The following is a 19,897-nucleotide window of genomic DNA, read 5'->3' as shown; positions in this document are numbered from 1 at the left end:
AAAATTAAAAATTCTGTTTCCTAATGACTAATAACTAATGACTAATGACTAATGACTAATGACTATTGACTATTGACGATTTAATCGTGATAGATGATTAAGTCGCCAACGGCGTAAACCATAAAAACCAGCCGCCACAAGCAATATATAAGGACTGTAAACTATTAACCAAATGCCCAATTTTAATAAACCAACCGTAAAATTGCTTAAAGATTGAGTAGAATTATTCCAAGTTTCATACACTTGTGAACCTACCGCGCGTTGTGGGCTACTGCTAGAAATAGTAGCTTCTAAGTTTAAAGTGATAGTAGAATAGGCGACTTGATTTTGTAAGCTTTTTAACTGAGCATCAATTTGTTCAATAGTTTGTCGGACATTACTGAGTTCTTTTGAAACAGCAAGTATATCCCTCACAGAACCAGCCCGATCCATAATTTTTTGCAAATTGGCTTCTGTTCTACGAAGATTACCTAATCTTGCTTGAAAATCAACTAACTGACTACCTACATCTTCTGCTGTAATGTTACGGTTTTCAACTGTGCCTAATTTTCCTAACTCTTCTATAGTTGGTTCTAAAAGATTTTGGGGAATTCGTAGTTGTATAGATGCAGTATGACGAGAATTACTGCTTGTCGGTTGATCTTCGTTTAAACTAATCAGATCACCTTGTTGTTTACTAATAATTTTTGTCACAGCATCAATACTTTTATCTACGGAATCCACCACTAAAGTCATAGCCGCTTTTTTGATCAATTGAGGACGGTTACGGTTTACTGATGGGGCTTCTGGATTTGCAGAAACATTCGCAGCTGCATCAGCCGAGATTGCAGCTTGATTTTCTGACGCACTTGGCGGTAAGGATTTATTAGCAAAATTGTCAGGCGCAGCTGCACAACTAGAAACAATCATCCCTCCTAATAGCACACTCATCAATAAAGCTGATTGGCGCGGTAATTTCTGGGTGATAGATATACTCATTATTTACCCTCAGATAGATGTAATTAATTTCAGTATCACTGAGGGAAAATTAAAAGCTGGGATTGTTGCAATTTATGTAACCGAAATTTCTATAGAGATAAACTTACTGAAATCAAGACCATATATTTTGCTACATCTTTCCTCCACCCTATTTCTCTAGATGAATGTCAAAATAAATGAAACTCGCTAATAAATAGTTTTAGCAACGCCATCAACTCAAGCGATAAGCATGGAAAACCAACAACTAGGGAAAACGGGTATCTTCGTCAGTGCGATTGGTTTGGGTGCTATGCCCATGTCAATATACGATCGCCCCCCAGAATCGCAATCTATACAGCTAATTCATCGAGCCTTAGATTTGGGGATAACATTTATTGATACTGCCGATTCCTACTGTCAAGATGAATCAGACAAACACCACAATGAACGACTCATCCACAAAGCACTCAGCAGTTACCAAGGGGATGTTAGCCAAGTAGTTGTCGCAACTAAAGGCGGTTTAATGCGTCCGAATCAAAGTTGGGTACGCAATGGTAGCCCCGAACACTTGCGTCAAACTATCCGCGTTAGTTTTGAGGCGTTAGGTGGTGAAAAACCGCTTGATTTGTGGCAATATCACTCACCAGACCCAGAATACACAATTGCCGAATCCCTCGCCCCAGTTAAAGAAGCCGTCGCCGAAGGCTTGATTCGGTTTGTAGGAGTTTCTAACTTTTCCGTCGCACAAATTAAACAAGCACAAGACGTAGTAGAGATTGTTTCAGTACAGAATCAATATAGTCCGTGGGAACGCCAGCCAGAAACAGACGGAGTGTTAGAGTATTGCGAACAAGCAGGATTAACCTTTTTACCTTGGAGTCCCTTCGGTGGTCGTCGTCGCCATCAAAACTTAGAAGAGATTCCCGCGATCGCCCACCTAGCTCAAGCCAAAGGAGTATCTGTATACTGTATCGTATTAGCCTGGTTACGTTCTAAATCTCCTTGTATCTTACCCATCCCCGGCGCAAGCAAACTTTCTAGCATCGAAGATTCAATAAACGCCGTCAACGTAAAACTATCGGAAGCAGAAGTCCAAAAAATAGATCAGCAGACAAAATAGTCATTAGTCATTAGTCATTAGTTAATAGTCATTGGTCATTAGTCATTGATCATTAGTCCGCACTCATTACTCAGCACTCATTACTCATTACTCCTACCTTGTCTACCTTGTCTACCTTGTCTCCCCAGTCCCCAATCCCCAGTCTCCAGAATTTCATCCGTGGTGACACAATTTAAGGTACAATCAAAAACCTGCCAATCAATGACAAAGCTTGCTGACAGGAGATATTTTGTATGGCCCGGATGTACTATGACGCAGATGCCAATTTAGACCTTTTGGCTGGAAAAACTATCGCTATTATCGGTTATGGTTCTCAAGGTCATGCCCACGCCCTCAATTTAAAAGATAGTGGCTTAAATGTAATTGTGGGACTATATCCAGGTAGTAAGTCAGCCGAAAAAGCCCAAGCTGCTGGTTTAACGGTCAAAAGTGTGGCAGATGCGGCTAGTGCTGCCGACTTTATTATGATTTTGCTACCTGATGAGGTACAAAAAACAGTTTACAAAAACGAAATTGAACCAAATCTCAAAGAAGGTGATGTATTAGCCTTCGCCCACGGGTTTAATATTCACTTTGCACAAGTCGTACCCCCTGCGTATGTAGACGTTGTGATGGTTGCACCTAAAGGCCCTGGTCATTTAGTCAGACGCACTTACGAACAAGGACAAGGTGTACCCGCATTATTTGCCGTGTATCAAGATGCTACAGGTAAGGCACGCGATCGCGCAATGGCATACGCTAAAGGTATCGGTGGAACTCGCGCCGGTATTCTCGAAACTACTTTCCGTGAAGAAACTGAAACTGATTTGTTCGGCGAACAAGCAGTATTATGCGGTGGTTTAAGTGCATTAATCAAAGCAGGTTTTGAAACTTTAGTAGAAGCAGGTTATCAACCAGAATTAGCCTATTTTGAATGTCTGCACGAAGTTAAGCTAATTGTAGACTTAGTAGTTGAAGGTGGTTTAGCCACCATGCGCGATAGTATCTCTAACACTGCTGAATACGGTGACTACACCCGTGGGCCTCGCGTTGTCAACGCCCAAACCAAAGCAGAAATGAAGAAGATTCTCAGCGAAATTCAATCTGGTCAGTTTGCACGAGAATTTGTATTAGAAAACCAAGCTGGTAAACCTGGATTTACCGCTATGCGCCGTCAAGAAGCTGAACATCCCATTGAAGAAGTCGGTAAAGATTTACGCGCCATGTTTAGCTGGTTGAAGAAAGTTTAAAAAATTCTTTGAAATCTAGCAATAAGACGCAAAGGTATTCCAAAATGCTTTGCGTCTTTATTTTTTGGTGTTAAATTGTCAACAAAACCCGACATTTAACGACAATTAAATTTATGTTTAACCCCAAACTATCCACAACTTTGCGAATATTTACTATCTTATTGCTGATTAGTCCCCTATATATCCAAAATCAAGTTAAGGCTCAAGCACAGCAGGCATTATTACCTTTTTTCGATAATGTAGATAATCCTGTTCCTGTAGGTTTTCCCAGAGGACAACGAGTAGATATTACACCACCTGCACCAAAGTTAAATGCTTTCGACCAAGCTGTACTTAATACCTGTGGTACTGTTGGTACAAAAGTAAATCGCAATCAGTTTAAACAGTTATTATCTGAGCATCCAGATGTACTGCAAGAACTACAAAAAGTGACAGGTGGTGAACTATTTCCAGGACGTAAAACCAAGACACAATTTATTGAAGACCTAACTAATATTTGGTTTAAACGACGCGGTTTTGAACATATATTCTGTGGTGAAATATATAACGCTAATGATATTGGTGGTTTACATTTTTACGGCAGATATTTACAACTACAAAATCAAGGCATTGCTGGCAGACTTCCAAATAATCAGCAACGAGAACAAGTTATCCCAGGTGTAATTTATACGATGGGTGTAGTAATTAAACAAGGCAATCAAATTATCAGAGATGTCATCAAAGGTTATAGCTATATCAGCAATGCCGAAGAAATGCTGATAGATACTACACTCGCATTTAAAAAGCAAAAGAATAAAGAGGGAGCTTGCATTTACAATGTACGTGATCAAGAAACAGGCAAAACTTTTCCTAACGTTTTTGTCAGAAAGGATCAGGCAATTATTACTTTCTACCCTGATGCTACTCCCCAAGGCGCAAAATGCAGACATTAACGGGGAATAGGGAATAAGAACTGTCAGTGGTGGGGGATTTAAGTATATGTAGTGTATGTAATATTGTAGGGTGTGTTAGGCGTAAGCCGTAACGCACCAAAGCCTCTAGAGGGGGTGCGTTACTCGCTATTGGCTTTCTTAATTGGTATCACGTTGCCAAATTTGGACGGTGTTGAATCCAAGGATTAGCGGCTTCTAGTTGTGCTGCAAGACTAATGAGTGTAGCTTCCGCCGCAGGTTTGCCGAGAAGTTGCACACTCATAGGTAAACCATGACTATCAAAACCTACAGGAATAGCGATCGCAGGTTGTCCAGTTGCATTAGCTGGTGGACAAGGTGCTATCCAATTCACAATTTGTTGAAATGTATCTTCAGGACTTAAAGCCGCCCACTCTCCTACACGGATGGGAGAATGTAAATAAACAGGCAATACCAACACATCTATATTGTTAAACAGTGCCACAATTTGGCGTGCTACTATCTGCATCGCATAAATAGCTTGAATATATTCGCTAACCGAACCAGTCTGCGCTAATAGCCAACGGTTGAGAGGCTGCAAGATTTCTGCTGGTAATCCAGAAGCTGTAATTCCCGATTGCCAAACAATTTGAAATGGTTCAACTAAAGCACTCAAATCCAAAGACATTTCTGCAACTTGATGGCCGAGTTGTTCTAACAATTTGACTGTCTGTAATACAGCCTGTTTACAGGTAGCATCAGCCTCACCCAAGGGAGCAATACCAGTAGTAAAAGCAACACGTAAATTTTTTGGTTGAGTTGTAGCCGCAGTCAAAAAAGATGGTTCTGGATCTGGTAGCCAGTAGGGATCACCTGTAACGTAACCAGAAATAGTATCTAACATTGCTGCCGCATCTGCTACAGTTCGAGCGATAGGGCCATTAACAGCAATTCCCGCTAGACGTTCACCTACGGGTGCTTTACTGACTCTACCCCGTGACGGTTTAATTCCCACTAAACCACAACAAGCCGCAGGCCCCCGAATAGAACCGCCACCATCTGAACCTTGAGCGATCGCACACAACCCTGCGGCCACTGCTGCTGCTGCACCACCACTAGAACCACCAGGAGTGTATTCTAAATTCCAGGGATTTCTAGCTGGGGGAAAACCCGTAGGTTCAGTGTAAGGAAATGAACCTAATTCTGATGTAGCCGTTTTGCCCAGAATAATAAATCCAGCTTGTTTAATACGACTTACAACCCCATCATCAAATTCGGGAATGTTATTTAATAAGGCTGGACTACCGTAGGTACAAGGTACACCAGCCACCGGATTGAGGTCTTTAATCGAAATCGGTACACCAAAAAACGGCGGAAGTTCCGAAGTTTGTGTAATTAGTTCCGTCTTCGCAGTAGCATCAGCGATCGCTAAATCCGCCGTCACCGTAAAATAACTACCCAATTTCGGATTCAACTGCTGAATGCGATTTAAATAGATTTCCACCAACTCCAACGGCGATAACTCCCGCCGCCGGATTAGTTTTGCTAACTCTAGTGCTGGAGTAAAAGCTAAATCAGTTTCATTCATAGGATTGGGGATTGGGGACTGGTGATTGGGGACTGGTGATTGGGGATTGGGGATTGGGGATTGGGGACTAGGGAGACAAGGAAGACAAAACTCATGACTAATGACTAATGACTAATGACTATTGACCATTGACTAATGACTATTGACTATTGACTATTGACCATTGACTAAACAGCGTTGTTACTTTAGCAAAATTTCCGGGAACTATAAATCTATCGTTTTTGCGATTTAACAATTCATCGCTTTTACCTACTGATCACAACAGCAGGTAAAGTTACTCATTCAACAGAAAGTCTAGGGATTATCAGTGTGAGTTGGAAATTGCTTCTTGTTAAGAAATTTTGCAAATCCTCAACGGATGTTTATGACTGATATAGAAGTGCTAATTAATGAACTGCCAAAAATTATTTATAAACTTAGGCTAACTATTGGTAGTTCCCAGGATATTATGCAACAGGTGATCCTGATTAATAATGCCCAAGAAGAACTCCGCAGCATGAGACAGGCGATCGCCCAAGAATTACGTCGTGCAAATAATCAGATAAGTAATATCAGTACCCTACCCCGTACTGCTAAATCTTTGACGATTCCCACTATTTTACAAGTTAATCCTGCCATCACAGGCAACATAGAATCCATTACAGAAAAGTTTGGCAATCCTCATACAGAGATATCTGTAACTACTCTACAATCAAAAATTAATTGCTGGTTAGAATGGGGTGATTTATTGCAGGCGATCGCATCTGATATCTTAAGTGATGCCAACCTCGTCAATCAAACTAACCTCCATCTGAATTATGCTAGTTTGTCAACTCAAATTCTAGAATTAGAAAATAACTTGCATAATGACTTATCTGTCAAACAAACACTAAAATTTGAAGCAGAATTATCACAACTACAAACCAGACTATCATTAGTAAAAAATACTATTCAAAATAGTCAAGGACTCTTAACTATAATGATTGCTTTGTCATCATTCTGTGGTAAAAATGGCTTTGCTATAGAATGGTTAGATGATGCTCACGGATTAATCATATCTACTAATAATAATTTCCGAGAATTAACTGAAATTCTTAATGAATGTGATATTTACGCCCATAAAATCGATGATTTCAAAAATACGATTTCTAAAATAAAACATCAGCATAACCAGCCAAGAAACCATAAAATATCTATCAACAAAAAGGAATTTAACTCCTCATATCAGGCTCTACGAAAACTGTCATTTATTCTTTCAGGGCTAATCGTCTTAGGGATAGGTGGCTGGTTTGCTAAAACTCAGATTATACAAATTCAGCGTATGGCTGTGAATTTGTATCAAGAAAATACTGCTGAAAATACTTTTAAGTCAGCTTTAAAACTAGGGACAGAAGCTTCCTTCATTGCTCAAAATCCCCCCCATACACTTCCAGTGTGGCAAAAAGCAGCATCCAAATGGCAAAAAGCAATTGAACTTTTACAAAGCATTCCCGAAGAAACATCAATATCTGTAAAAGCGCAAGAAAGAATCATTCGTTACCGACGTAATTACATCGCCATCACCAAAAGAGCTAACACAGAAAAGAACGCTGTAGCCAAATTAGCAGCCGCCGAAAAACTTGCCACAGAAGCAAAATTTTTCATGGAAAATGCACCTAACTCACTAATAGCGTGGCAACAAGCAAAAGATAAATGGCAGCAAGCAATTAAATTATTACAATCTATTCCTAAAAGTAGTTCTGTCTACGAACAAGCCCAAGCCAAACTGCCAAATTATCAAACTAATTACGCAGCAATTAATGCCATCATGGAAAATCACCATCAATCTGTAAATTAAGGTAATAGGGCATTGGGCATTGGGCATTAAAAATAATATTCTCCCTTGTCTCCCTTGTCTCCCTTGTCTCCTGATTTTCCAATACTTCGGCAAGCTCAGTACAAGTCCCCAGTCCCCAGTCCCCAATCCCCAAACTATCGAGTAAAAAATAAAAATCCGGTTTGTAATAAACCAACAATAAATCCTAAAATTCCCCCTAAAGTGACAATAGCTTGTAATTCATTTTTGACAATGCCTTCAATTGCATTTTCTAAATCAGCAGGGGATGTAGATTTTACTCGGTCAACAATTACTTGATCTATCGATAAAATCGGAATTATCTGAGTTACTATTTGCTCTAAATCCTTTTCTAAATATCTTTCTAAAATCAGTGCTAACTCTTGAGAGACAACTTCTAAAGAAGTCATAACTACAGGTGAGTTACTCAGGCGATTTAAGAGTAATTTGGCAATATTTTCCCAATTTACAGATTCAGTCAGTCCTTGTAGTAAATCGCTCCCACTAGTTTGGATATACTGACGGACGGTTTCTCGTGTAGTTTTGCGGAGTTGACGAACTGTCCCGATTGGTAGATTTTGCAGCGATAAATTTTGGAGAATTTTTTTGAAGCGATCGCGCATCTGCAAATCTTTAATTAAATCCTGCAACCTCTCATTAGTCGCTTCTTTTTCATCTAAGCAAAAAGTTCTCAAGCGAGTGAGTGTGTTTCGTAAACCAAACAAATTCGCTACTACCCAATAAGTACCACTAGTTTTTTCGCGGAAACTTTCATCGATAGTTTGAATTGTGCGATCGGTTAGAAAATCTATGATTGCTTGTCTTAATACATCTGGTGGTAAAACTACTTCTAAAAACCAGTCAGCCAAACGTGTTGCTTGCTCATCACTCAGTTGCAACTCTAATAATATTTGGTCAAAAATCTGATTGATTTGTGGTTCTAAAAAGTCTTCTTGTCTAGCTAGTACCCTCAATAGACGCGGTAATGACTCTCCTAACAAATCGCGTAGGATACTGGCAACAACCTTACTAGTTTTTTGGTTTTTATCAGTTTTAATTTGGTCTATTGCCAGTTGTAACAACCAGAGAATAGCCCCTTGTACTCGCTCAGTTTCTAATAATCGCCGCGCGAGTTTTTGTAATTCATCGGGTGTTAACAACGACCCCATGATCGTATCAGAAATATTTTTAGCCAAACGCTCCTGATTTGCCGGAATTAAGCCAGGAGTGAAGGGAACTCTCTTACCAGCAAGATAAATTGCGCGGTAAGGACGAAATAGCATCTTGATGGCTATATCATTTGTGAAATAGCCAATAATTCCACCCAATACAGGGGGCGATACATACAGTAAAACAGAAGACCAATCCACAGTTTTTTGGATTTATAATTAGGGACTGGGGATTAGGGATTAGGGACTGGGAGTAGGGGAAGTAGGAAAAAAAACCATGCCCTGTTTGCCCAATTCGCAATGTCCAATACCCCGTTTGTCCCATGACCTATTTAACAACTACCAATACTCCCATCATACCGTTCGCAATGGGGTAGTGTGTGGCTGAGGTAAACCCAACTTCGTAGGCTAACTCTACTTGCTCTTTCCCTTGGGGAAAGCGATCTAAGCTGGGGCTGATGTAAGCGTATTCTTCCTTCATCCCCATACGCTCGGCCATAGGCACAACTATATGATCTAAATACCATTGTTGAAAGGCGCGAAATTGCTGATTATTGGGGCGATGAAAGTCTAAGATGGCTGCTCGTTTTTCTGGTTTAAGGACGCGGTGTAGTTCTTGGAGGCTACGGCGAATATCTTTGACATTTCTTAAACCATAGCCCATCGTAGCAGCGTCAAATTGATTATCTTCAAAGGGTAAATTCAGGACATCCGCCTCTACCCAGGAAATGGCAAATTGGGGGTAATGAGTTTGAGAGCGTTCTTTAGCGGTTGCAAGCAAGTTGGCGGAAAAGTCCACTCCATAGACTTTACCGGTTGTCCCTGCGCGTCTAGCCAAGCTCAAGGCTAAATCACCACTACCACAACATAAATCAAGACAGGTATCCCCACTCTGAACCGAACTCCATTTAATGGCCATTTCCTTCCAGATGCGATGTTGTCCCAAGCTTAACCAATCATTGAATTGGTCATAGACAGGCGCGATACGGTCAAAAATGGCGTGAATATCGTTAGTCATTAGTCATTAGTCAATGGTCATTAGTTATTTAACTATGGACTATGGACTATTGACTATGGACTCTTAATTTAAATTTTTGCTCAACACCGGCTGAGGGACTTCCTATTGAAAAAATATGCTATCACGTTGATGGCAAGGGGGCAGGGGGCAGGGAGCAGGGGGAAAAACAGTTGTTTTAAGGAAAATAAATTTGGATAGTTTATTTTCTAGAAGTCCCTAAACGCTGTGCTACCGCTAAAAAAACTCAGCACTCAGCACTCATCACTTAGCACTCTTCATCGCGATCGCCACTAGTTCAGCTGAGAGATGAATCAGATTGAGTTCATCTTCTCTTAGAGAACTTGGTTGATGCCATTGGAGGGATAATACACCTAAAATTTCACTGCGGTAAGCAATCGGGATGACTAAATGAGCTTGGACACCCGTTTCTTGGTAATGGGTTGCACCTGCTAGTGTGGCTTCTTTGGCAACATTGAGTGCAACTTGCACTTGACCAGTGGCGATCGCTTCACTTGTGAGAGGATCTTGGTCTAGCCAGTTCTTGACTGTGCCTTCTGGAGAATAAAACCCTTGGGTGGCTGTAAGTGTTTTGTTGTTCACTAGCTGCAAAATACAGCTATCACAGGCAAAGCTATCACAAAATGCTGTGGCAACAGGTGTGAGGATGGCTTCTAAATTTTCGGTGGCTTGAGTCACCTGTACTAACACTGTTAACAAGGACATTTGAGCGTTAGCGCGGCGCAGTTCTTCTGTCCTCTGTTTGAGTAGGTCATAGGTTTCGGCGGCGCGTTGTACAACCGCTTTGAGTTCCCCAGGGTCCCAAGGCTTGGTGATATATTTATACACCTGTCCGGCGTTAATTGCTTCCACCAAATCTTCTATATCAGTGAATCCTGTGAGAATTATCCTCACCGTATCTGGAAATTGTGGTACAGTCTTACTCAAAAACTCTGTACCTTTCATTTCTGGCATCCGTTGGTCAGAGATGATGACAGCTACTTCTCCCTCTACCGCTAAGATTTCCAGCGCATTGATACCACTTTCAGCTTTTAGGACTTGAAAATCTCGGCGAAAGGTGCGATATAGCAAATCTAAATTATCTGGTTCGTCATCAACTACTAAGATTTTGAGTTTTTTCGGTCTTTCTAAAGTTGCCATTGTACGATGATTTCTCTGGATTTCGGAAATAGTATCAGCCATAGGACATTACCTGTAAAAATATTTATAGCCGTATATGCTTACCCAGCTTAGTAGATTATTTCTTTTCAGCCTTGCGGAAATCTACCAAGATAGTTCTTGCTAGCTGTGATGTGTTATTTGTAACGCAAAATTTTAACTAACGGTAGGGTGTATATATAGTAGGCGGATAAAGATTACAATAAGATTTACCAACGCGGTGTTAATAAGCCTCTGTGGTAGTAACTGCAATTTGAGATTATGACTGACTTATCACCCAACACTCCCAATCCTGAAAATACTGCTGATTCAGCAGCAGAATTGTTACGCAAATTGAGACAAAAACAAGGTAATTGGGTGGAATGGGGATTAGCGATCGCGACTCTGCAAAAATCCGGTTACAATCCCCAAGAGATTTTTGAAGCCACAGGATTTGAGCCAATTCAACAAAATCAGGTAGTTGTAGGCGCGCAAGTCTATAATTCTTTAGAAAAAGCTGGTGCATCGGAAGCGGCGCGATCGCATTATGCAACTCGCGGTAGTGATGTTTTATATGAACTGCGCCTACTCACCCAAGAACAACGCGCGGCGGCGGCGGAACTGACTTTTGAGCATAAACTCAATTTAGAAGAAGCCAGAGAAATCGCCAAAGCCATTAAAGATTTTTCGTGGTTTCGCACCTTACCAGAAGGGTTTTCTGACCATCCTGGGGATGCTGTCGCCTATCAAGCTTGGAAGTTAGCACGACAAAATACAGATTTGCAAGAGCGATCGCGCTTAATTGCTAAGGGTTTACGTTTTGCTCACACGCCAACAGCCAGAAAGCAAATTGAACAGTTATTAGTTGATTTTACCGTTGTTTCTCAACGTCCTGCCCCCTTCCGCCCTTTTATCGCTTTGATTCCGAAGAGGAATTACCCCGCATTGTCCCTGTAGTGGGTAAATTACCTTTAACACCGCAAGACTTCAAAGCAGTCCCCCTAGTAGAAGAAATTGAACCATTTCGCATCGTCAAATTTGCTGGTGAACAAGCTTGGGTAGCTTTACCTGGTTGGCAAGTGTTGTTAGGTGCAGAAGACCCAGTGGTAATTTTAGCAACAAGCGATCGCTTCCCTAGCCAAACTCACACCCAACCCGGCCCTGTGTTAGTGGTCATAGACCGCAGTCAACGGGAATGGAATGATTTTAGTTATTTTGTGGTCGATAAAGGCGGTGAGTTAGATTTTCAATGGTTTGAAACAGAACCAGAAATTCCCATCCTGGGTAAAATCATCATCATTGTTCGTCCACGGAAAATTCTAGATGAAGAAGTAACTAAAGATTCCTGGCAAATTGATGAATAATCAAAGTTAGAGGAATCTGATTTGATTCTTGAAATTATCTGCGTAGTTAGGGAACTCTTAACAGGGAACACGGAACAGGAAAAAAGTCATAGAGGTTTACCTAGCTTCGCAGAAATCAAATATGATTCCTATATGACTTCATAACCCTTGACTTGCTACTTGATAAATTTAATAAAAATAGTCTAGTGCGTTGACAAAGTATGGTACACAATGATGAAATGCTTGACATTGTAGATAACAATGATTGCATCATTGGGAAAAAGAAACGCTCGGAAATCTATAGTCAAAGCCTGTGTAATTTTAGAGTTGTGAATGCTTTTGTGATTAATTCACAAGGACAACTTTGGATACCTCGACGTTCTGCACAGAAAAGAATTTTTCCCCTTTGTCTTGATGTTAGCATGGGTGGTCATGTGGAAAGCGGAGAAACTTACGAAGATGCTCTAAATCGTGAACTCAAAGAAGAATTGAGGATAGATTTAAGCATGGTTAATATTAAGCTTTTGGGGTATTTAACACCACATGATAATCATGTATCTGCTTTTATGAAAGTTTATGAAATTAAATTAGATAGCGACCCAGATTATAATCAGAATGATTTTATTGCCAGTTTTTGGTTATACCCTTCTGATTTAATGGAATGGTTGAATAAAGGTGAACCTGCAAAAAGTGATTTGGCTAAACTTGTGCAGCTTTTTTATACAAAATAAGGTCGAAAATCCTATCTGCTCCGATGATATTGGCGATAATTTTTTACATTTTATTGTGAGATAATTAGTTACCTTTGGATGTAGGATTAAGCATCCGAATTTTAGATTTTGGATTTTAGATTCAATCCAAAATCTAAAATCTAAAATTATTTGACAGTTCCAGCAGTCACAATAATGAGATTTTTGGGATTAATCAAATCTTGAATGGCTTTTTGAACATCAGCCATAGTTACAGATTGAATACGTTGCGGAAATTCTCGAATTTCTGCTGGTGATAGTCCCAAAATCGCATTATCTAAAATGATGCTAGACACATTACTAGGATTAGCTAAATCTACAGGATAACTGTTAGTAATTGAACGTTTCGCCGTGTTTAATTCGGCTTCAGTAATACCCTGTTCACGTAACTGTTTGAGTAATCCTAAAGTGCTAGCGATCGCCCGATTTGCATCTTGGGGTGCAGTCTGCATTTGAATTAAGAAGGGGCCAGGATTCACACCAGCTGCAAAGCCGCTATAAATACCATAGGTCAAACCCAGGCGATCGCGTACTTCTGTACCCAAGCGACTAGATAAGGTATCCCCACCCAAAATCTGATTCAGCACCAATGCAGCGTAGTAACGGGGGTCTTTGCGAGAAATGGCATTGTAACCAAGATAGGTGATAGCCTCAGCTTTACCAGGAATCGCCTTGTTAATGCGGGTGATATTTGGCGGTAATGACACCGTTGGTAATTTGAGGAGAGGCGGTTGACCAATGGCTTGCCACTTACCCAAAGATTGACTGAGTAAATCTTTCACCTCTGCTGGTTCAAAATCACCCACTAAAGCCAGCGTCGTCGTATCTGGTCGGTAATGGTTGCGGTAAAAACGCAGCACATCATCACGAGTAATATTTTTTAAACTTTCCTCCGTGGGGAAACTGTGAAAGGGGTGATTTTCTGGGTAAATTGCTTGCTGAAATACTCTTCTACCTAATCCGCTAGGATCATCTAATTGGACTTTTAAGCTAGTTAAGGCTCTTTGACGGCTGAGTTCTAGCTGTTTATTGGGAAATGTGGCATTTTGCAGGACATCAGCCAGAGTTTGGATTAATAATGGCAAATTCGCTGCTAATCCTTCCCCACTGATACTAACTCCTTCCCGTGTAGCACCAAAATTTAAACCAGCACCTCTATCTTCTAGAGTTTGCGCCAAGGTCAAAGCATCTCTAGTCTTTGTGCCATTCATTAAATTACTAGCTGTGATACTGGCTAATCCGGCGTTGGAGTTACCATCAAACTCACTACCTGCGTCAATTTGTCCACTTAGATTAATTGTGGGGAGGTTGTGGTCAGGTAATAACAGCACCCGCAACCCATTGGTGAGGGAAAACTGCTGTGGTAGAGATTGTTTACTAATATCTGGAGATGTAGTGATAGCAGGCAGATATTTTGCCAATTCCGCCGGATCTACTGGTTTACCAGGGTTGAAGTTCTCGGCGGTGCGACCAGAACCAAGATTGGGAGTTCCGCTTTCACCTGCAATTTGAGTGGGTTCAAAATAGCCGATGGTTTTTTTGTTGGGACTGAGATAGGTTTTAGCGACTCTTTGAACATCAGCCTGGGTGACATTGGCGATCGCCGCTAAATACTTTTCGATATAGTGATAATCTCCAGCGATCATTTGACTGTATGCCAATTGGCTAGCTTGGCTAGTGATGTCTTGATTACCCAGCACAAAGGAAGCTTGTAGTTGTGTTTTAGCACGATTCAATTCTGTTAAGGAAACAGGTTGCTTTTGCAATTGTGTTAAAGATGTTTGCAATACCTCTGTAATTTTGGTTAACTTTTGTCCTGGCGCGGCTGTCGCACTAATTTCATACCATCCTGGTTCAATCGGTTCTACTGCACTAGCACCAACAGAACTCGCCAACCCAGATTCCACCAAAGCTTGATAGAGTCGAGAACTACGTCCCCCCGTCAAAATTGCATCCATCACATCAATTGCGGGAACATCAGGATGTTGGACATCGGGTAAGGGATACACAGCTTGTAATAAAGCCGCACTTCCTGATTCTTGCAAAATTATGGGCGATTTACTCGCAGTATTGATGAGCTTGTCTGGCTGCGGAAGGGGTGTAGAGGAAACTAGTTTCCCCCCTGTTTCTCTCTTGGGTAGCTTGCCAAAGGTATCTCTGATGGTATTCAGAGCATTTTCTGTGACAAAATCGCCGATAATCACCACAGTCGCATTATCTGGACTGTAGTATTTTTGATAGTAATTTCTCACCTGCTCGACTGTAAATTGTTCAACATCAGCTTTTGTACCACCTACAGGTAAACCATAGGCGCGATTGGGAAAAGCTGCTCGCATCACTGCCCGATTTAAACGATACTCAGGAGAGTTTTCATACCCCTGTAACTCAGAAATTACTACCCGTTTTTCACTAGTTAATTGCTCTGCATCAATCAAAGCATTTTTCATCCGGTCTGCTTCTAAAGTCAGTAGTGCATCTAGTCGGTTGCGTTCCACTGTCCCGAAGTAAGCCGTTTCATCGTAACTGGTGAAAGCATTGAATTGACTACCCAAAGCATTAAACAATCGACCAAACTGCACAGGACGTTCTTTCGTTCCCTTAAACATCAAATGCTCAAGCTGGTGGGAAATACCGTTTTCTCCCTTAGTTTCATTGCGTGAGCCGACTTTGTACCATACCTGTACACTCACTACAGGTGCAGTATGCACTTCTTTGGTGAGGACGGTTAAACCATTATCTAAGACTGTTTTCTGCACTCCTTGGGTGAAGGAGACAGCAGCTTGGGGTGAAACAACATCTGTGGGTGTGGCAGCAATCGTAAAATTGTCTGCTACAGGCAAAATACTTAAAATTAGGCTGAGAAGGAAGCCTATGAGCATATATATGCGGGTTTTCATCAGCATTTTACAATTCTTAAGTTATCAAACCGAGAGGTGAAAATGAGGCTTGATAGTGATCAAGTGTAACTAGCGATCGCCTGGATTGTGTTTGCTGATTTATATTGCAGATTGATTAGAGATAATATTGCTATCATTAGCAATTCCCAAAAGCCATGACTCAAGCAGTACCCAAACTTGTCACCTTCCAGGAATTTGTTGATTGGCTACCTGACAATTCGGGCAGACGTTACGAACTACATCACGGCAATATTATTGAAATGGCGCAACCAGTAGGGGAACATGAAGAAATTAAAGGATTTTTAACAATCAAGCTAAGTGCGACGATTGACCGTTTAGAATTTCCCTATTTAATTCCTAACCAAGCCATAGTTAGACCGGATGGTAAAGATTCTGGTTATTTCCCCGATGTTTTGGTACTCAATCGGGCAAATTTAGTTAATGAACAATTATGGAAAAAAGAATCCATTCTTAGTTTAGGCATATCAATACCTTTGGTGATTGAAATTGTCTCAACTAACTGGCGTGATGATTACCATCTCAAATATGCAGATTATGAGCAAATGGGTATTTCCGAATATTGGATTGTAGACTATGGAGCATTAGGTGGACGTAATTTTATTGGTAATCCTAAACAACCTACAATTTCTGTGTGTAACTTGTTTGATGGAGAATATCAAATCAATAAGTTTCGAGATGAGGAACGCATTATTTCCCAAATCTTTCCTGACTTAAATCTCACCGCCCAACAAATTTTTCAAGCCGATATGGTGTAGCTTGAATGTAACTAGATTTGTTATCTAGCTAGTAATCATTTATATCCAGAACTTTAACTAAAAACGCCCACTTATCTGCGGCTTCCTCAATGATTTTGGTTGTGGGTTTACCTGCACCGTGTCCGGCTTTAGTCTCAATTCTAATCAGTGTTGGTGCGTCACCAGCTTGAACCGCTTGCAAAGCTGCGGCAAATTTGAAACTATGGGCAGGAACCACGCGATCGTCATGATCTGCTGTGGTAATTAAGGTTGCTGGGTAGCTTGTACCTGATTTGAGGTTATGTAGGGGTGAATAGGCGTAAAGTGTGGGGAAATCTTCGGGATGATCTGGCGAACCATATTCACTCGTCCAAGCCCAGCCGATGGTAAATTTGTGAAAGCGCAACATATCCATGACACCTACGGCTGGTAAAGCTGCACCAAATAAATCTGGACGTTGAGTCATGCAAGCACCGACCAGTAAACCGCCATTGCTACCACCTGCGATCGCTAACTTCTCAGGTTTTGTATAGTTATGATCAATCAGCCATTCAGCCGCAGCGATAAAATCATCAAAAACATTCTGCTTTTTCTCCTTCATCCCGGCTTGATGCCATTCCTCACCATACTCTCCGCCACCACGCAAATTTGGCATAGCATAAACACCACCCATATCCATCCACACCAACATACTCACGTTAAAGTTGGGAGTCAGTGAAATCCGAAAACCACCATAGGCGTAAAGATATGTGGGATTATTCCCATCTAAAGCAATACCTTTTTTGTGAGTAATAAACATCGGTATGTTTGTACCGTCTTTACTCTCGTAAAAAACTTGTTTAGTTTCATAATCTTCAGGGTGAAAATCTACGCTTGGCTGCTTAAAGATTTCACCTTTTCCCGTCACCATATCGTAGTGATAAATAGTTCCTGGTGTAGTGAAACTCGTGAAACTATAAAAAGTTTCTGTAGCATCCCGCTTACCTCCAAATCCACCCACTGCACCTAGTCCCGGTAGTTCTACCTCTTGGATCAATGTGCCGTTAGTAGCAAATATTTTGATTTGCGAATGAGCATCTTGCAAATAATCAGCTACGAACTGATTATTTAATATCCTGACTTGCTTTAAAGTTGCTGTCGCTTCAGGAATAATTTCTTGCCATAATTCCTGCTCAGGTAGATTAATATCAATAGCAATTAATCTACCTCGTGACGCATCCAAATTAGTGCGAAAATAGAAAATGTTTTCATCATTATTAATAAAACTATAATTTGCTTCCAACTGATGAATTAACTCTATTACCTCCCCATTTTCATCAGTTAAGTCCTTATAGAAAACTAAATTTCTTGAATCTGTTCCTAACCAAACAGAAATGATTAAATACTGACCATCTTCTGTAACTTCACTATAAAATCCCCACTCTTGTTGATCAGGACGATGATAAATTAATATATCTTCTGATTGTGGTGTTCCTAAACGATGATAGTAAAGCTTATGAAAATAGTTAATATCAGCTAATTTTTGGTCTTGAGGTTCATCATAACGACTATAAAAAAATCCCTGATGATCCTTTGTCCAAGACACGCCAGAAAATTTAATCCACTTAATCTGGTCTGGTAAATCTTCGCCTGTTTCTACATCTCTTACTTGCCATTGTTGCCAATCAGAACCAGAGGTAGATATCCCATAAGCCAATAATTTACCATTATCACTAACATCCCAACCAGAAAGAGCTACTGTACCATCTTCAGATAATTTATTAGGGTCTAGTAAAACTTTGGGTTCATCATTGAGGGACTTTAAAGTATAAAGTACACTTTGATTTTGCAGTCCATCATTTTTGAAATAAAAATAGTTGTCTCCCTCTTTAAAAGGAATACCATATTTTTCATAGTCCCAAAGTTTGGTGAGACGCTGTTTAATTTTATCTCTGGCAGGAATTTTTTCTAGATAAGTGAAAGTAATTTGATTTTGTGCCTCAACCCAACGCTGAGTAGCTTCTGAATTTGGGTCTTCTAACCAACGGTAGGGATCTGCTACTGAAGTACCGTGATAATCATCAATTTGATCAATTTTTTGAGTGTCAGGGTAGATCATATAATTCTGTGTCGGTAATGAGCCTAATGGAGATGAAATAGCGATCGCACTTGCGCTATCCCATGCCAATTTTGCATACACTTAGAATATATGTCATTTTGACGAGAGAGACTGAAGTGCAAAATTCTAATAGTCGCCCTCTTATTTTTTTAGATACGAATGTAGTGGCTGCCTATTTGCGTGGTGAGTCGCCCAGTTCTAATTTATTTTCTCAGGAGATACTTAAAAAAGTCCGTCTTGCTATTAATCCAATAGTGCTTCAAGAACTTTTTTCCTTGACAGACACTCGTAAACACCCAGAAGCCTTGGAGGAACTGCAACAAGAAGTTAGCGTACTCCCTCTAAATCTGGAAAAAGCTGAAGAATACCTCAAAAACGCTTCTAGTCTTCGTAATCATCTAGCTCACTCAAATGATGTTTTAATACTTAGTAGTGCAGCAGACTGTGACTACTTGGTTACTTATGATCAAGCTTTTAGGTTTTTATCAAACATAAAACCTCAAGTAGTTACGCCTGAACAATTGCTATCTCAACTGGAAGCTCAAGTGTGAAAGTTTACATTGATACAGGTGTTTTTATTGACTACCTCAGCCCACAAGCCATAGCTGGTGAAACATTACGATCTACAAGTCGTCGTGGTCGTACACCTCAGAAGTTATTTGAGGATGCAGAAAAGGTTCTCCAAAACATAGCTTCTAGTCATATGGGCGCAACATCTAGTCTTACCTACTACGAAGTTGAGGAAGCTTTGTTTAAGCAACTCACATCAGCAGCCACAGGAATGGCGAATGCAAGCAAACTTAGAGTCCTTGCAGCCCGTTCTATTGTTCCTCAAACTTTAACTGCGGTAAGATTTTTTGGAATCACCGCACTTGATCTTACTGCTGCAACTGTGGAAGCACAGTTAAGCAATGTAGACCTTTACTTTAGAGGTGTAAGGGCAGCTGATGCGCTTCATGTTGCCAGTGCGATTCACTTTGAGGCAGAAGTTTTTATCACCGTAGATGAGGATGTCCTGAAACTAGACGGTATCATTCAAAATACAACTGGTGTTTTTATAAAGTTTTGTGACACAGATGTAGCACTGACAATCCTCTAGCATATCTTCTCAAAAAA

General features: G+C 40.6%; 16 protein-coding genes and 1 pseudogene. 9 read left to right on the top strand and 8 right to left on the bottom strand.

Features of this window, described 5'->3' with window-relative positions; genetic code table 11:
• Window positions 1-69 precede the first annotated feature (69 nt).
• Window positions 70-978, bottom strand: a complete 909-nt coding sequence (locus tag CV014_RS04350; protein ID WP_236140893.1) for a DUF4349 domain-containing protein — start codon at window positions 976-978, stop codon at window positions 70-72.
• 229 nt (window positions 979-1,207) lie between these two features.
• On the opposite strand from CV014_RS04350, the gene CV014_RS04345 reads away from it, so the two are divergent.
• The 3 genes from CV014_RS04345 (at window position 1,208) to CV014_RS04335 (ending at window position 4,238) form a co-directional block, all read left to right on the top strand.
• The gene (locus CV014_RS04345; RefSeq protein ID WP_236140892.1) at window positions 1,208-2,077 is read left to right on the top strand and encodes an aldo/keto reductase; all 870 of its coding nucleotides are present in this window, start codon (window positions 1,208-1,210) and stop codon (window positions 2,075-2,077) included.
• Between the two features lie 233 nt (window positions 2,078-2,310).
• Window positions 2,311-3,306, top strand: coding sequence for a ketol-acid reductoisomerase (ilvC, locus tag CV014_RS04340; protein ID WP_236140891.1), 996 nt, complete (start codon window positions 2,311-2,313; stop codon window positions 3,304-3,306).
• Window positions 3,307-3,419: 113 nt separating this feature from the next.
• Window positions 3,420-4,238 (top strand): EndoU domain-containing protein, encoded by an 819-nt coding sequence (locus tag CV014_RS04335; protein WP_236140890.1) that lies wholly within the window; start codon window positions 3,420-3,422, stop codon window positions 4,236-4,238.
• Window positions 4,239-4,386: 148 nt separating this feature from the next.
• Here CV014_RS04335 and CV014_RS04330 read toward each other — a convergent pair whose 3' ends face one another.
• The gene (locus tag CV014_RS04330) at window positions 4,387-5,784 is read right to left on the bottom strand and encodes an amidase (protein WP_236140889.1); all 1,398 of its coding nucleotides are present in this window, start codon (window positions 5,782-5,784) and stop codon (window positions 4,387-4,389) included.
• A gap of 328 nt (window positions 5,785-6,112) precedes the next feature.
• Here CV014_RS04330 and CV014_RS04325 point away from each other — a divergent pair, with 328 nt between their 5' ends.
• Complete coding sequence (locus CV014_RS04325; protein ID WP_236140888.1) at window positions 6,113-7,600, top strand: hypothetical protein; 1,488 nt, start codon at window positions 6,113-6,115, stop codon at window positions 7,598-7,600.
• Here the strand turns inward: CV014_RS04325 and CV014_RS04320 are convergent.
• The 4 genes from CV014_RS04320 to CV014_RS04305 all read right to left on the bottom strand — a co-directional run bounded on the left by CV014_RS04320 (window position 7,569) and on the right by CV014_RS04305 (window position 10,984).
• Window positions 7,569-7,733: a hypothetical protein gene (locus tag CV014_RS04320; RefSeq protein WP_236140887.1), complete on the bottom strand. Its 165-nt coding sequence runs from the start codon at window positions 7,731-7,733 to the stop codon at window positions 7,569-7,571. The two genes, CV014_RS04325 and CV014_RS04320, sit on opposite strands and share 32 nt — an antisense overlap.
• A 1-nt stretch (window position 7,734) precedes the next feature.
• A complete protein-coding gene (locus CV014_RS04315) occupies window positions 7,735-8,967 on the bottom strand; it encodes a DUF445 domain-containing protein (RefSeq protein WP_236140886.1) in 1,233 nt (410 codons plus the stop codon).
• A 127-nt stretch (window positions 8,968-9,094) separates the two neighbouring features.
• Entirely contained in the window at window positions 9,095-9,784 is a 690-nt protein-coding gene (ubiE, locus tag CV014_RS04310) for a bifunctional demethylmenaquinone methyltransferase/2-methoxy-6-polyprenyl-1,4-benzoquinol methylase UbiE (RefSeq protein WP_236140885.1), read from the bottom strand.
• A 261-nt stretch (window positions 9,785-10,045) separates the two neighbouring features.
• Window positions 10,046-10,984, bottom strand: coding sequence for a response regulator (locus CV014_RS04305; RefSeq protein WP_236140884.1), 939 nt, complete (start codon window positions 10,982-10,984; stop codon window positions 10,046-10,048).
• A 237-nt stretch (window positions 10,985-11,221) separates the two neighbouring features.
• On the opposite strand from CV014_RS04305, the pseudogene CV014_RS04300 reads away from it, so the two are divergent.
• Window positions 11,222-12,303, top strand: a pseudogene (locus tag CV014_RS04300) (RuBisCO accumulation factor 1).
• Window positions 12,304-12,503: 200 nt separating this feature from the next.
• Window positions 12,504-13,013 carry an NUDIX hydrolase gene (locus CV014_RS04295; protein ID WP_236140883.1) on the top strand — a complete coding sequence of 170 codons (510 nt, stop codon included), beginning with the start codon at window positions 12,504-12,506 and terminating at the stop codon, window positions 13,011-13,013.
• Window positions 13,014-13,159: 146 nt separating this feature from the next.
• On the opposite strand, the gene CV014_RS04290 is transcribed toward CV014_RS04295, so the two are convergent.
• Window positions 13,160-15,928 (bottom strand): M16 family metallopeptidase, encoded by a 2,769-nt coding sequence (locus CV014_RS04290; protein ID WP_236140943.1) that lies wholly within the window; start codon window positions 15,926-15,928, stop codon window positions 13,160-13,162.
• Between the two features lie 155 nt (window positions 15,929-16,083).
• On the opposite strand from CV014_RS04290, the gene CV014_RS04285 reads away from it, so the two are divergent.
• Complete coding sequence (locus CV014_RS04285) at window positions 16,084-16,704, top strand: Uma2 family endonuclease (RefSeq protein WP_236140882.1); 621 nt, start codon at window positions 16,084-16,086, stop codon at window positions 16,702-16,704.
• Between the two features lie 28 nt (window positions 16,705-16,732).
• Here CV014_RS04285 and CV014_RS04280 read toward each other — a convergent pair whose 3' ends face one another.
• Entirely contained in the window at window positions 16,733-18,781 is a 2,049-nt protein-coding gene (locus CV014_RS04280; protein ID WP_236140942.1) for a prolyl oligopeptidase family serine peptidase, read from the bottom strand.
• A gap of 116 nt (window positions 18,782-18,897) precedes the next feature.
• On the opposite strand from CV014_RS04280, the gene CV014_RS04275 reads away from it, so the two are divergent.
• The gene (locus CV014_RS04275) at window positions 18,898-19,332 is read left to right on the top strand and encodes a type II toxin-antitoxin system VapC family toxin (protein WP_236140881.1); all 435 of its coding nucleotides are present in this window, start codon (window positions 18,898-18,900) and stop codon (window positions 19,330-19,332) included.
• Window positions 19,329-19,880 (top strand): type II toxin-antitoxin system VapC family toxin, encoded by a 552-nt coding sequence (locus CV014_RS04270; protein WP_236140880.1) that lies wholly within the window; start codon window positions 19,329-19,331, stop codon window positions 19,878-19,880. The genes CV014_RS04275 and CV014_RS04270 overlap by 4 nt, the downstream gene beginning before the upstream one ends.
• Window positions 19,881-19,897 lie beyond the last annotated feature (17 nt).

Origin of the sequence: Nostoc sp. CMAA1605 (assembly GCF_021596505.1) — a bacterium.
Lineage (GTDB): Bacteria > Cyanobacteriota > Cyanobacteriia > Cyanobacteriales > Nostocaceae > Trichormus.
Note: the sequence above shows the minus strand (reverse complement) of the source record. Positions and strands in the feature narration are given on the sequence as shown.